Source organism: Paraburkholderia sp. (assembly GCF_047605525.1).
GTDB lineage: Bacteria > Pseudomonadota > Gammaproteobacteria > Burkholderiales > Burkholderiaceae > Paraburkholderia.
On record NZ_JASGFN010000028.1, the window covers coordinates 86,318 to 100,203 of the forward strand.

Sequence of the window (13,886 nt, forward strand, 5' to 3'; positions counted from 1 at the left end):
CTTTCCACAGCCGGCCAACGTGAAATCATGACTGCCGCCGCTCATGCCTCTGCCCCATCCGCCGCCTATCCCGACGCGGTCCTGTTCGACCTGCTGACCGCGCTGCTCGACTCGTGGACCGTCTGGAACCGCGCGGCGGGCTCCGAACCGGCGGGCCGCGCGTGGCGCGCCGCCTATCTGCGTCTCACCTACGGCTGCGGCCGTTACGTCGCCTACGAACAGCTCGTGCACGATGCCGCCGCGCAAGTCGGCCTGCCCGAATCCGCCGCGCACGCGCTCGAAGTGGACTGGCTGAACCTGACGCCCTGGCCCGGCGCGCTCGACGCGTTGCGCGCGCTCGCGCCGCATTGCAAGCTGGCAGTCGTCACCAACTGTTCGACGCGGCTCGGCAGCCAGGCCGCCGCGCTCCTGCCGGTCCGCTGGGATGCGATCGTGACCGCCGAGGAAGCCGGCGTCTACAAGCCGGACCCGCGGCCGTACCGGCTCGCGCTCGACCAACTCGGCGTCGAGCCGCGGCGCGCGGCGTTCGTCGCCGGCTCCAGCTACGACATGTTCGGCACCGCCGCCACCGGTTTGCGGACCTACTGGCACAACCGCGTCGGCCTGCCGCTGGTCGAGGGCGCGCAGGCGCCCGAGATCGAATCGCCGTCGCTCGACCGGCTGGTGCCGTGGCTCGAGCGCTTCGGCCATCCTCAACGTTGAACCCCGAACACGCCGCTCCCAGGTGCAAGCATGAAACTCGAACAGATCGAAACTCCGGCCGCGTTGATCGACGTCGCGCGGATGCAGAAAAACATCGCGCGGATGCAGGCGCATATGAACACGCTCGGCGTCGCGTTCCGCCCGCATGTGAAAACCACCAAATGTATCGACGTCGTGCGCGCGCAGATCGCCGCCGGCGCGCGCGGCATCACGGTATCCACGCTGAAGGAAGCGGAAGCGTTTTTCGCGGCCGGCATCGACGACATTCTGTACGCGGTCAGCATGGTCCCGGCGAAGCTGCCGCGCGCGCTCGCGCTGCGCCGTCAGGGCTGCGATCTGAAACTCGTGGTCGACAATCCGACCGCCGCGGCGGCGATCGCCGCATTCGCCGATCAGCACGGCGAGACGTTCGAAGTCTGGATCGAAGTCGATACGGACGGACACCGTTCGGGCATCGGGCCGGAACAGCAGACCCTGCTCGACGTCGGGCGGATTCTGCACGAGAACGGTGTCAAGGTCGGCGGCGTGATGACCCACGCGGGTTCGAGCTACGAGTTGAACACACCGGAAGCGCTCGCCGCGCTCGCGGAACAGGAGCGCGCCGGCTGCGTGCGCGCGGCCGGGCGGCTGCGCGAGGCGGGCATCGCGTGCCCGGCGGTCAGCGTCGGCTCCACGCCGACCGCGCTCGCCGCGCGGCATCTCGAAGGCGTGACCGAGGTGCGCGCCGGCGTGTACGTGCTGTTCGATCTGGTGATGCACAACGTCGGCGTCTGCGCGCTCGACGACATCGCGCTCAGCGTGCTCGCGACCGTTATCGGCCATCAGGAAGACAAGGGCTGGGCGATTCTCGACGCGGGCTGGATGGCGCTGAGCCGCGATCGCGGCACGTCGCGGCAGTCGCGTGATTTCGGCTATGGTCAGCCGTGTCTGCTGAACGGTACCTTACTGTCCGGTTACGTGGTGAGCGGCGCGAATCAGGAGCACGGCATTCTTTCGTCGACGCCAGCCGAGGCGCCCGCAACCGCGCATGTCGGCGATATCGCACAGCGCTTTCCGATCGGCATGAAGCTGCGCATTTTGCCGAATCACGCATGCGCGACCGGCGCGCAGTTCCCCGCATATCACGCGGTGGCGCCGGACGGCAGCAGTGTCGAGTGGCAACGCTTTTACGGCTGGTAAGCCGCCACGTCACACGCACGCGCCCGCGTCAGTCACTCATCCTCTTCCGACAGACCGGCCAGCAGATCGTCGACCGCGCGATACACGCGCTCGACGATTTCCGGTCCCACCTTGCGCTCGAGTTCGCGATAGTGCGCCTCGAGATCCTTCGAAATCACGCGCACCAGTTCGACGCTCGTATCGGTCAGCGACACGAGCACGCGGCGCTGATCTTCCACGAAACGCTCCTTCGTCACGAGATCCATGCTCTCCATGCGCGCGAGCACGCCGGCCATGCTCGGGCTCGAAATCGTGCAGATATCGGAGATATGGCGCGGCTCCATCGGGCCATGCTCGTTGAGCGCGCGAATCACCCGCCATTGCTGCTCGGTCAGTCCGTGCGCGGTAATCAACGGACGAAAACGCTCCATCATTTTTTCGCGGGCGCGTAACAACAGCATGGGCAGATTGCGATGCAGAACTCGGATGGATGCGGCGGACATGTTGGCAAGAAATGAAGAAGAAGCTGTCGAAGCTTAAGGGAAAACCCGCGATCAACCCACAGCCTATTGACCGTGAATCATATCAGGCAGGATACTACTAACATATTAGTGTTTCCGCCGGATTTTCTCCACGATTCTTCACGAGGCCGTACCGTCATGTTTGTCCTTGCCGATCATCTGCTGCATCCCGAAGGCGACGCGCTGCCCCGCGACGTGGATGCCGGCGCCGCGGCGGCGCTGCTGGCGCGCGGCGTCGCGTGCCGCGTGCCGGTCAGCGGCGCCGTGTACGGAACCCTGCTGAACGACCGTGCCGCGCTGGACGCGTTGGGCGACGCGGTGCACGCGGCGCCGTACAAGGCGCCGCCGAAAGCGCCGGTGCTGTATCTGAAGCCGCGCAACACATTCGCCGGGCATCGGGCGCGCGTGGTGGTGCCGGACGACGCATCGGGCGTCGAAGTCGGCGCGTCGCTCGGCATCGTGATCGGCCGCACCGCGACGCGCGTCGGCGTGGAGCGCGCGGTGGACTACATCGCCGGCTATACGCTGGTCGGCGATCTGAGCGTGCCGCATATCAACGTGTACCGCCCTAATGTGCGCCTGCGCGCACGTGACGGCTTCTGCGTAATCGGCCCGGCCGTCGTCGCCGCGCGCCATGTTGCGACGCCGGATAATCTCGACATTGCGGTATCGCTGAACGGCGCGCAACCGTTCACGGCCAGTACCGCATCGTCGGTGCGCAACGTCGCGCAACTGCTTGCGGACGTCACCGACTTCATGACGCTCAATGCGGGCGACGTCATCACGCTCGGCGTGCGCCACGGTTCGCCGGTCGCGCATAACGGCGACACGGCCACGCTGTCGATCGGCAATCTGCCGCCGCTGGTCGTTTCGTTCGTCGGCGCGGATCAACATAACGGAGAACAGTCATGATGCGCGGCCGGGTTGCGTATGCGGGAGCGATTCACGAAGCGTATCCTCACGAGAGCGGCGTGCGTCTCGCGGACGGCCGCGTGTGTCGCGAAGACGAAGTGGTCTGGCTCGCGCCGGTCGAAGTCGGCACGATCTTCGCGCTCGGCCTGAACTACGCCGAACACGCGAAGGAATTGCAGTTCAGCAAGCAGGAAGAACCGCTCGTATTTCTGAAAGGACCGGGCACGGTGCTCGGCCATCGCGGCGTCACGCGCCGCCCCGCCGACGTCACGTTCATGCACTACGAGTGCGAACTCGCGGTCGTGATCGGTCGAACCGCGCGGAACGTCAAGCACGACAACGCGATGCGGCATGTGGCCGGCTATATGATCGCGAACGACTACGCGATTCGCGATTACCTCGAAAACTACTATCGCCCGAACCTGCGCGTGAAGAATCGCGACGGCGGCACGGTGCTCGGGCCCTGGTTCGTCGACGCGGCCGATATCGCCGACGTCACGGAGCTCGAATTGCGCACCTTCGTCAACGGCACGCGGGTGCAATGCGGCAATACGCGCGATCTCGTCACCGACATCCCCGCGCTGATCGAATATCTGAGCGGCTTCATGACGCTCGCGCCCGGCGACGTGATCCTGACCGGCACGCCCGAGGGTATCGTCAACGTCAATGCGGGCGACGAAGTCGTCTGCGAAATCGACGGCCTCGGCCGTCTCATCAACACGATCGCCTCCGACGCGGACTTCGGCCGCGCCTGATGCACAGCACAACCCAAGCGAACAGGAAAGGGACAACGCAATGCCGATCGACCATCTGATCAACGGCGAGGCATGCGCCTCGATCGACTATTTCGAAACCGTCAATCCGGCCACCCAGGAAGTGCTCGGCGAAGTCGCGCGCGGCGGCGCGAAGGAAGTCGACGACGCGGTGCGCGCGGCGAAAAACGCGTTTCCCGCGTGGGCCGGCAAGCCCGCCGCGGAACGCGCGAAGCTGATCCGCAAGCTCGGCGAGCTGATCACGAAGCACGTGCCGGAGCTGTCGGAAACCGAAACGAAGGACACCGGCCAGACGATCTCGCAGACACGCAAGCAACTGGTGCCGCGCGCGGCCGACAACTTCAGCTATTTCGCCGAGATGTGCGTGCGCGTCGACGGCCACACGTATCCGACCGACACGCATCTGAACTACACGCTGTTTCATCCGGTCGGCGTATGCGCGCTGATCTCGCCGTGGAACGTGCCGTTCATGACCGCGACATGGAAGGTCGCGCCCTGCCTCGCATTCGGCAACACCGCGGTGCTGAAGATGAGCGAGCTGTCGCCGCTCACCGCGTCGATGCTCGGTAGGCTCGCGCTCGAAGCCGGCATTCCGGCGGGCGTGCTGAACGTCGTGCACGGCTACGGCAAGGAAACGGGCGAGCCGCTCGTCGCGCATCGCGACGTACACGCCGTGTCGTTCACCGGTTCGACCGCGACCGGCAACCGCATCGTGCAGAGCGCGGGCCTGAAGAAGTTCTCGATGGAGCTCGGCGGCAAATCGCCGTTCGTGATCTTCGACGACGCCGACTTCGAACGCGCGCTCGACGCCGCCGTATTCATGATCTTCTCGAACAACGGCGAGCGCTGCACCGCGGGTTCGCGCATTTTCGTGCAACGCTCCATCTATGCGCGTTTCGCCGAGCGTTTTATCGAGCGCGCGAAGCGTCTGACGGTCGGCGATCCGCTCGCGGAAAGCACGATCGTCGGCCCGATGATCAGCCAGGGGCATCTCGCGAAAGTGCGCAGCTATATCGAACTCGGTCCGAAGGAAGGCGCGACGCTCGCGTGCGGCGGGCTCGACACGCCGGATCTGCCCGACGGGTTGCGCAAGGGCAACTTCGTCACGCCCACGGTGTTCGTCGACGTCGACAACCGCATGCGCATCGCGCAGGAAGAAATCTTCGGGCCGGTTGCGTGCCTGATTCCGTTCGACGACGAAGCCGAAGCGATCCGCCTCGCGAACGACATCTCGTACGGCCTGTCGAGCTATATCTGGACCGAGAACACCGGCCGCGCGCTGCGCGTGGCCGCCGCGGTCGAAGCGGGCATGTGCTTCGTGAACAGCCAGAACGTGCGCGATCTGCGCCAGCCGTTCGGCGGCACGAAGGCCTCGGGCGTGGGCCGCGAAGGCGGCACGTGGAGCTATGAAGTGTTTCTCGAACCGAAGAACGTCTGCGTGTCGCTCGGCTCGCATCACATTCCGCGCTGGGGCGTCTGATCAAAGCCGCCAGCCGCCAGAACAGAAGGAGACCGCGATGGGCAAGCTCGCGTTGGCAGCAAAAGTCACTCACGTGCCGTCGTTGTATCTGTCCGAACTCGACGGTCCGCACAAGGGTTGCCGTCAGGCCGCGATCGACGGCCATCATGAAATCGGCCGGCGCTGCCGCGAACTCGGCGTCGACACGATCGTCGTGTTCGACGTGCACTGGCTCGTGAACAGCGAATACCACATCAATTGCGCGCCGAAATTCGAAGGCGTGTACACCAGTAACGAGCTGCCGCATTTCATCAAGAACATGCCGTACGCGTACCCCGGCAATGTCGGGCTCGGTCAGTCGATTGCGGACGTCGCGAACGAAATGGGCGTGAAAAGCCGCGCGCACAGCGAGACCACGCTCGAACTCGAATACGGCACGCTGGTGCCGATGCGCTACATGAACGGCGATCAGCATTTCAAGACGGTGTCGGTGGCGGGCTGGTGCATGTGGCACGATCTCGAAACGAGCGCGCGTTTCGGGCTCGCGGCGCGCAAGGCGATCGAGGAACGCTACGACGGAACGGTCGCGATTCTCGCGAGCGGATCGCTCTCCCACCACTTCGCGAACAACGGCACCGCGGAGCAATTCATGCACAAGGTGTGGAGCCCGTTTCTCGAACAGATGGATCGCAGCGTCGTGCGCCTGTGGGAAGCCGGCGACTGGAAAACCTTCTGCGAAATGCTGCCGCTCTACAACGAGAAATGCTGGGGCGAAGGCGGCATGCACGACACCGCGATGCTGCTCGGCGCGCTCGGCTGGGACCGTTACGACGGCAAGGTCGAAGTCGTCACGCCCTATTTCGGCAGTTCGGGCACCGGCCAGATCAACGCGATCTTCCCGGTCACGCCGCTGCCCGCCTGAATCACGAAGCACGAGGGACACACGATGCCACATCTGACACTCGAATACAGCGCGAATCTCGCCGACGCGCAACGCATCGGCGAGCTGTGCGACGAGCTCGCGCAGTGTCTCGATGCGCAGCGCGATAACGGCGAGCGCGTCTATCCGCTCGGCGGCATCCGCGTGCGCGCGCTACGCTGCGAGCAGTACCGCATCGCCGACGGACGTCCTGACGCCGCATTCCTGCACGCGAATCTGAAGATCGGCGCGGGCCGTTCCGAGGCGGTCAGGAAAGCCACCGGCGATGCGCTATTTGCGCTGATCAAACAACGCTTTGCGCAAGAGTTCGAACGGCAGGGGCTCGCGTTATCGCTCGAAATCAACGAATTCAGCGAAGCGGGCACCTGGAAGCACAACAACCTGCACGCACGGCTCAAAGGCTGATCATTCACCATGCTAGACGAACAGACCATCCGCGACCTCGCCGCGCAACTCGACCACGCGGAGAAAACGCGCACGCAACTGCGTCACTTTTCCGCGCAGTATCCGCAGATGACCGTGCAGGACGGTTATGCGATTCAACGCGAGTGGGTCAAGCTGAAACTGGCCGAAGGCCACGTGATCAAGGGCAGAAAAATCGGGCTCACGTCGCGCGCGATGCAGCGCTCGTCGCAGATCGACGAACCCGATTACGCGCCGCTGCTCGACAGCATGTTCATCGACGGCGGCCAGGACATTCGCGTGGACCGTTTCATCGCGCCGCGCGTCGAAGTGGAGCTCGCGTTCGTGCTGGGCAAGCCGCTGAAGGGTCCCGGCGTCACGCTGTTCGACGTGCTCGACGCAACCGCTTACGTCACGCCCGCCGTCGAGATCATCGACGCGCGCATCGAACAGTTCGACCGCGAGACGCGCGCGCCGCGCAAGGTCTACGACACGATCTCCGACTTCGCCGCGAACGCGGGCGTCGTGCTCGGCGGCCGGCCGGTGCGTCCGCTCGACGTCGACCTGCGCTGGGTCGGCGCGCTGCTGTACAGGAACGGCGCGGTCGAGGAAAGCGGGCTGGCGGCGGCGGTGCTCAATCATCCGGCCACCGGCGTCGCGTGGCTCGCGAACAAGATCGCGCCGTACGACGAAATGCTGAATGCGAACGACGTGATCCTGAGCGGCTCGTTCACGAGCCCGATTCCGGCGCGTGCCGGCGATACGTTCCACGTCGACTATGGCCCGCTCGGCGGCATCGGTTTGAATTTCATCTGAGTGCATCGCTATGTCCATGCCGACCAACCCGTTCAAACGCGCGCTCGCCGAAGGCAAGCCGCAATTCGGCCTGTGGGCCGCGCTCGCCGACGCGTACGTGACCGAATTGCTCGCGACCGCCGGTTTCGACTGGCTGCTGATCGACAACGAGCACGCGCCGAACGACGTGCGCAGCACGCTATCGCAATTGCAGGCGGTCGCCGCGTATCCGTCGCATCCGGTCGTGAGGCCGGTGAAGAGCGACGCCGCGCTGATCAAGCAACTGCTCGACATCGGCGCGCAAACGCTGCTGCTGCCGATGGTCGACACCGCCGCGCAAGCGCTCGACGCGGTCGCGGCCACCCGCTATCCGCCGCAGGGCATTCGCGGCGTGGGCAGCGCGCTCGCGCGCGCGTCGCGCTGGAATCGCGTGCCCGACTATCTGGCCACCGCGGCTGAGGAGTTGTGCGTGCTCGTGCAGGCGGAAACCGTGCAGAGCCTCGACAATCTCGCGGAGATCGCGCGCGTGGACGGTGTGGACGGCGTGTTTTTCGGGCCGTCGGATCTGAGCGCGTCGATGGGACTGCTCGGCAAGCCGGGCGACACGCGCGTGCGCGACGCGATTCGCCACGGCATCGATACGGTGCGCGGCGCGGGCAAGGCGGCGGGTGTGCTCGCGCCCGATCCGGCGCTGGCCGCCGAATACCTCGCGGCGGGCGCGACTTTCGTCGCGGTCGGTACGGACACAGGCTTGCTGAGCCGCGCGGCCGCGGACCTCGCTGCGTCGTATAAGAATGCGGCGCCGATGGCGGCGCCGGTCAAGGGCGGGTACTGAACGGCACCCCACCCTACTCGGTCGCCGGCCACGGCAACCCCCGCGCCGACCAGTCCAGCTCCACGCCGATCACACAGCGCCCGGCCGCAAGCTGCTCGGCCAGCGTCACCGCGATACACGGCCGCCCGCTCGCGAGCGACAGATACGGATTACTGGTGATCGCCTCACCCGGCAGCAGCACCGCGTTACGAAAATACGGACGATGATCCCAGCGCGCATCGCGCGGATTCGCGACCGGCTGCAGCGACGCCGCGTCCTTGCTCCACGCCGGTCCCGGCACCTCGTGGCCGAGCTGCCGGCCGGTGTCGTCGAGAATGAAGCAACTGATGCAGCGCGCGAAGCCCGCGAGCGTCGCGAACGCGTCGTCCATCACGGCGCCGGCGAGCAACGCGTCGGCGGCGCGCCGCAGTTCGAGCCGGTACGGCGCCACTTCCGATTCGAACAGCGCGTGCTGATGCGCGCGGCCCTGCGCGATCACGTCGAACGCGTCATCGATCTGCCGGTGCACCGACTCGGGCGGCGCGATCCCGGCCGCGGGCCGGCCGAGCAGATAGCCCTGCGCGAAATCGACGTTCGATTCGACCGCGAGAATCAACTCCTCGGCGGTCTCGACACCCTCGACCACGACGAGCATCCCCGCCTGATGCAGCAGCGACACGAGCTTCGGCAGGATCGGCTGCCCGGTGCGATGCGCGGTCGCACGAATCAGTTCGCCGTCGAGCTTGACGAGGTCCGGACGAATGCGCAGCAGCCGGTCGAGATTCGATTGGCCGGCGCCGAAATCGTCGACGGCGATCAGAAAGCCATGCTGGCGATACCGCGCCGCCGCGCGCGACATATCGTCGACGCTGCCGCCGTGCGATTCGAGAATCTCGAGAATCACGCGCCCGGGCTCGAGCCCTGCCGCGCGCACGATTTGCGCTAGCTGATCGGCGTAGCCGTCGGCGATGAACGTGGCCGGCAGGATGTTGAGGAACAGCCACGCGTCGCCCGGCAGCACGCGGCGCGCGTTGCCGAGGTGCACCGCGTGACTCGCGCGGTCGAGCGCGCCTTCGTCGCCCGACGGCTTCGGCGCAAACAGCGCCGCCGGCAGCACCAGCGTGCCGTCGGCGCGCTCGCCGCGCAGCAGCGCCTCGAAGCCGACCTGCTTCTGATGCGACAGGCTGTAAAGCGGCTGGAAGTACGAGATCAGATGGAAGTCTTCCCAGCGATGGCGCGCCGCATCCGCGCCCGCGTCATTGGCCGCGCGGTTGCCCACGTCATCGCCCGCGCCGCGCCGCGCGAACGCGTCGTCGAAAGGCGGCTGCGGCGCGTCGAACGGCAGCGCGCGCTCCGCGCAGACACGATTGCGGCCCGTGTGCTTCGCGCGCAGCAACGCCTCGTCCGCGCGATCGAGCAGCACCATGAAGCTTTCGCCGCGCCGATACCCGGCGACGCCGAAACTCGCGCTCAGATGACCGTCCGGCCGTTCGATCGCGGCGATCGCGACGCGCAGCCGCTCGGCGAGTTGCAGCGCGCCGCCAAGGTCGTCGTCGAGCAGCACCGCGAACTCCTCGCCGCCGATGCGGCTCACGCTGTGCCGCGGCCCGACCTCCTCCTTCAGCACCCGCGCGACCTGAAACAGCGCATGGTCGCCGACCGCATGGCCGAAGCGGTCGTTCAGCGACTTGAAGCTGTCGATGTCGAGAAAGATCGCGCTGATCCGCGCATCGGGCGCGAGCAGGTCGAGGCGCGCCTGGGCGCGCTTCACGAATGCGCGGCGGTTTAGCAGACCTGTCAGCGGATCGGTGGCGGCGAGCTGCGCGAGCTGGCTTTCGAGCAGAAAGTGATTGCGCCGGAAATAGTAGAAGCCGAAATGAAACACCGCCGAAGCCGGCGCGCCGATCGCGATGACCCACGTCCACACGGCGGCGTCGACGTCATACGTTTGCGTGTTGGCGAGCAGCAGCGCGACGGCCGCCGCGTAGAAAAGCGCGCTGCCGGTGAGGAAATGCGCGGGCGTGAGCCACAGCGGTGCCGCGCAGATCGGTATCACGACCAGCGCGGGCAGCAGCCACGGCAGCGGATGCGCGACGCCGGCCGCATTCAGCACGACACCGCCGATCAGCACCTGCATGTACACGACGCCGATCGCGCCGAAGCGCCCGATCGACTTCGTGCGGGGGATCGCCAGCACGAGCAGCGCGAGCACGAGCGCGCAAAGCAGCCGATAGCCGAGCGGCGCGGCCGGACCGTCGACCAGCGTGCGCGCCACCACCATGCACAGGAACGCGATCACCGTGAATGCCATCGTCACGATGCAAAGCGGCCGCTGGTGTTCGAGCGAACGCTGATGAAAGCGCTCGCGCACACCGGGTTCGGGCAGATGCTGCGTCGGGATGGCAGACATAGTGGGGTTATCGGGCTCGGGTTCCGGTTGTTCCGCCAATGGTTATCGGCAACGTCGGGCAAACATTTATGGCTGACGTTAGCCGACGTTGAATTTCGGGACCGGTTGGGCGGCCCATTCCGGTTATGTGGCCGTTACGGCCGGCCGTTATCCCGCTATGCGGCCAGCCGCCCCAATCACGCCACCATCACCCTGTTACGCCCCGCCGCCTTCGCCGCATAGAGCGCGCGGTCGGCGCGCGCCATCAGTTGTTCGAGCGATTCGCCGCGCCGCATCTGATCCACGCCGACGCTGAACGTATAGCGCAGCCCGCGCGGCAGTTCGCCCGGCGCGCTGGCCGTGAGCTGCGCGCGCAGCCGCTCGAGCAGCACGACCGCCTCGGCGGCCGTGGTCGTCGGACACAGCACGCCGAACTCCTCGCCGCCGAGCCGCCCGAACACGTCGCCGACCCGCAGCTCGCGCGCGACGAATGTCGCGAAGTGCGCGAGCACCTGATCGCCGGCCGCATGGCCGTGCGTGTCGTTGACCGCCTTGAAGGAATCGATGTCGACGATCGCGATCGCTACCGGCACACCGCTGCGCAACGACGCGTTCAACAGCGCGTCGCCGATCTCGAGAAACGCGCGCCGCGACAGCGCGCCGGTCAGATCGTCGACGTTCGCGAGGCGCTCGAGCCGCTCGGCGAGGCGGTCGTGCGCGAGCATCACGACGCCGATCGCGAGGAACGGCGGCGCGAGAATGCCGATCGCGAGGAATGCGACGTTGGACGGCGAGACCTGCAGCAGGCTCGTCTGCATCAGCGCGCCGAAGCTGTACATGATGCCGCGCGACCCGTGCCCCGCGCACAGCAGCGATGCCGCGGCGGCCAGGAAGTAATAGTTGTAGCGCGGCCGGTGGGCCGGGCGCCCGCGCACCATCAGTACGGCAAGCGCTCCATAGAGGATCGCGTGATACGCGGACATCACCGTCACGCGCGCATTGAAGTTCGGCTCGATGAAGGTCCAGTAGCAGATGCCGAGCACCACGAGGACGAGCGCCGCGTAGGCCGGCCACGGCCGCGCGCGGTGTCCCAGAAAACGCAGGCAGCCTTCGAACACGAGCAGCAGCGCGAGCGCGAGCAGCCCGTTGGCCGCGACGAAAGACAGCCAGCGCGGCGCATGCCCCTGCAATGCAAATGAAAGCAGCGCGACGATCGCCACCGCGTTGGCCGTGATCCAGTAGCCGACGCCAGGAATCGCCTCGCGCCATAGCGAACCGAGCACGGCCATCGCCATCGCGCCCGACAGAACCGTGACCAGCAGAATAGTGAGTGGAGTGAGCATTGCAATGTATTTGAATCGAACGCCGTCGCACGTGCCCGCGCCCCCGCGCACGTCGCCGCATTCCGCAAGGCATCTGTAATAGTCAGCGACACCCCGGTGCGGCTCGACAGCCAGGCGTTGCATTTACCACGAATTGTCGTGGCTAAAAGATCCGCGAAATTGTCCGTTAATACACCTATGGCGGGTGAACTTTTTGCATGATGCAGCGCGGGAAAACGTTTCAACTCTAGCGGATCAGCAAAAATTACGTCGTGGCCGGGCCTCGAAAGCGCATCGAGAGGGCGTATACGCTGATTAACGGAAAGTGGCTAAATGTTGGCGCCTTAAGTAGACTCCCTACGAATGCGGGGCAGCGACCAGACAACGCGGCGAAACAGATATAGCGCGCCGCTCTGGCACCCAGAAATATTTCTCGAACTTGCCTGGCCTTTGCTTCGCGAAGCGAGCCCGAGTCACTCCCGGAAACCATGGTCCCAATTCTCGACTATCTGCTGGAACGGCAGATCTCGCCGCAGTGGCGCGGCATGCTGAGCGCACTGGCGAACGAGTTCGAAGCGCAGATCGGGCGCGACGAGCTGCGTCAGTTGATGCATCGCGTGGGCAGCCGCTTCGCGGCCGCGCATCCGCTGCCGGCGTGTGCGTCAACGGCCGAGCTGGGCCAGGCGTTGAATCTCTGCTGGCGCGCGATGGATTGGGGTTATGTCGAGCTTGCCGACGAGGCGGAGTCGCTGCGCATCGTCCACTATTGCGCGCCGCTGCCGGCTTTCGGCGAATCGGCGCTCGCGTGGACGCCGGCGTTTCTCGAAGGTGTCTACCAGACCTGGCTGAGCGCGTTGGGCGCGCAGGGCTTGTCGGTCGCGCAGACGAGCGCGTTCGGCGAGGACAGCGCGCTCGAATTCCGCCTCGGCCGCCATCCTGCCTGAGCGACCGCTCGCCTGAAAAGGAACGTGCGCACCAATCGTGAGCGCGGGCCACGAAGCCGCGCCGCCCGGGCGTGGGTCAACATCTGAAACAAAGGTTTTAACGCGTCGCGTGCAGTGCCGGACCACGAGATAGCAGTGAAATAACGGCAAGGGAGCGCGCGGCACGGACGCCGTGATCGCGCGGAACCCGAAAAAGCAGTTGAGCAGAAAAAATAGCGCCACGAGAAATCGGGTTCGGGGCAACGCAAGGCATGTACGAGACGACGGCATCATGAGTTCATCGAGCGATATCGAAAAACTGTTCGAGCAGTTTGGCGGCGACGCCAACGCATACCAGGAGATCGGCCGCGAAAACGACGCGCGCATCGCGCGCACCCGTTGGCCGCTGCTCGTGACACTGGATCTGACCCAACCGGCGATTCCGGAAATCGGACAACTGCGCGAGGCGAAGCCGCAGGCGCCGGAGAGCGCGGCACTCACCGCCGAGTCCCAGGACACCACGCCGAAGGACGTCGCCTCGGTGACGCGCGCGAAGGCACCGCTCTTTATGCGATCGCATCGGCGCGACATTCCGCCGGTGGCCGCGGCGCCCGGGAAGCCCGCGATGCCGAGTGGCGCGTCATCGCGCTTCGGCGTGCTCGACGCGGCCGGGGATGACGCGCGGGCGGCGCCGGATGCGGGACGAACGGATGCGCCGGCGCAAGGTGATGGCGCGGCGGTGGCCGCGCCGATTCCACCCGCCGCGCCGGCCTGGG

The 13,886-nt window shown here is 66.2% G+C and carries 14 protein-coding genes; 11 read left to right on the forward strand and 3 right to left on the reverse strand.

Annotation, left to right across the window (positions count from 1 at the left end; translation table 11 throughout):
- The first annotated feature begins 27 nt into the window (after nt 1-27).
- Complete coding sequence (locus tag QM685_RS30985) at nt 28-702, forward strand: HAD-IA family hydrolase (protein WP_415122663.1); 675 nt, start codon at nt 28-30, stop codon at nt 700-702.
- A 30-nt stretch (nt 703-732) separates the two neighbouring features.
- Nucleotides 733-1,881, forward strand: a complete 1,149-nt coding sequence (locus QM685_RS30990; protein WP_415122665.1) for a DSD1 family PLP-dependent enzyme — start codon at nt 733-735, stop codon at nt 1,879-1,881.
- A gap of 32 nt (nt 1,882-1,913) precedes the next feature.
- On the opposite strand, the gene hpaR is transcribed toward QM685_RS30990, so the two are convergent.
- Nucleotides 1,914-2,321 carry a homoprotocatechuate degradation operon regulator HpaR gene (gene hpaR / locus QM685_RS30995; protein WP_415122667.1) on the reverse strand — a complete coding sequence of 136 codons (408 nt, stop codon included), beginning with the start codon at nt 2,319-2,321 and terminating at the stop codon, nt 1,914-1,916.
- 198 nt (nt 2,322-2,519) lie between these two features.
- Between hpaR and QM685_RS31000 the strand changes: the two genes are divergently transcribed.
- From QM685_RS31000 to hpaI, 7 genes are read left to right on the forward strand one after another with little or no spacing between them, the layout of a single operon-like run.
- Nucleotides 2,520-3,293, forward strand: coding sequence for a fumarylacetoacetate hydrolase family protein (locus QM685_RS31000; RefSeq protein WP_415122669.1), 774 nt, complete (start codon nt 2,520-2,522; stop codon nt 3,291-3,293).
- Entirely contained in the window at nt 3,290-4,048 is a 759-nt protein-coding gene (locus tag QM685_RS31005) for a fumarylacetoacetate hydrolase family protein (protein WP_415122671.1), read from the forward strand. The genes QM685_RS31000 and QM685_RS31005 overlap by 4 nt, the downstream gene beginning before the upstream one ends.
- 40 nt (nt 4,049-4,088) lie before the next feature.
- Nucleotides 4,089-5,546, forward strand: coding sequence for a 5-carboxymethyl-2-hydroxymuconate semialdehyde dehydrogenase (gene hpaE, locus QM685_RS31010; RefSeq protein ID WP_415122673.1), 1,458 nt, complete (start codon nt 4,089-4,091; stop codon nt 5,544-5,546).
- Between the two features lie 37 nt (nt 5,547-5,583).
- The gene (gene hpaD, locus QM685_RS31015; protein WP_415122675.1) at nt 5,584-6,447 is read left to right on the forward strand and encodes a 3,4-dihydroxyphenylacetate 2,3-dioxygenase; all 864 of its coding nucleotides are present in this window, start codon (nt 5,584-5,586) and stop codon (nt 6,445-6,447) included.
- Nucleotides 6,448-6,471: 24 nt separating this feature from the next.
- Complete coding sequence (locus QM685_RS31020; protein WP_415122677.1) at nt 6,472-6,870, forward strand: 5-carboxymethyl-2-hydroxymuconate Delta-isomerase; 399 nt, start codon at nt 6,472-6,474, stop codon at nt 6,868-6,870.
- Nucleotides 6,871-6,879: 9 nt separating this feature from the next.
- A complete protein-coding gene (gene hpaH / locus QM685_RS31025; RefSeq protein WP_415122679.1) occupies nt 6,880-7,683 on the forward strand; it encodes a 2-oxo-hept-4-ene-1,7-dioate hydratase in 804 nt (267 codons plus the stop codon).
- Nucleotides 7,684-7,693: 10 nt separating this feature from the next.
- Nucleotides 7,694-8,497: a 4-hydroxy-2-oxoheptanedioate aldolase gene (gene hpaI / locus QM685_RS31030; protein WP_415122680.1), complete on the forward strand. Its 804-nt coding sequence runs from the start codon at nt 7,694-7,696 to the stop codon at nt 8,495-8,497.
- A gap of 13 nt (nt 8,498-8,510) precedes the next feature.
- Here hpaI and QM685_RS31035 read toward each other — a convergent pair whose 3' ends face one another.
- The gene (locus QM685_RS31035) at nt 8,511-10,886 is read right to left on the reverse strand and encodes an EAL domain-containing protein (protein ID WP_415122682.1); all 2,376 of its coding nucleotides are present in this window, start codon (nt 10,884-10,886) and stop codon (nt 8,511-8,513) included.
- A 176-nt stretch (nt 10,887-11,062) separates the two neighbouring features.
- Nucleotides 11,063-12,208, reverse strand: a complete 1,146-nt coding sequence (locus QM685_RS31040; protein ID WP_415122684.1) for a GGDEF domain-containing protein — start codon at nt 12,206-12,208, stop codon at nt 11,063-11,065.
- A gap of 467 nt (nt 12,209-12,675) precedes the next feature.
- On the opposite strand from QM685_RS31040, the gene bcsD reads away from it, so the two are divergent.
- Nucleotides 12,676-13,131, forward strand: coding sequence for a cellulose biosynthesis protein BcsD (bcsD, locus tag QM685_RS31045; protein WP_415122686.1), 456 nt, complete (start codon nt 12,676-12,678; stop codon nt 13,129-13,131).
- A 271-nt stretch (nt 13,132-13,402) separates the two neighbouring features.
- A partial coding sequence (gene bcsP / locus QM685_RS31050) for a cellulose biosynthesis protein BcsP (RefSeq protein ID WP_415122688.1) occupies nt 13,403-13,886 on the forward strand: 484 nt, incomplete at its 3' end.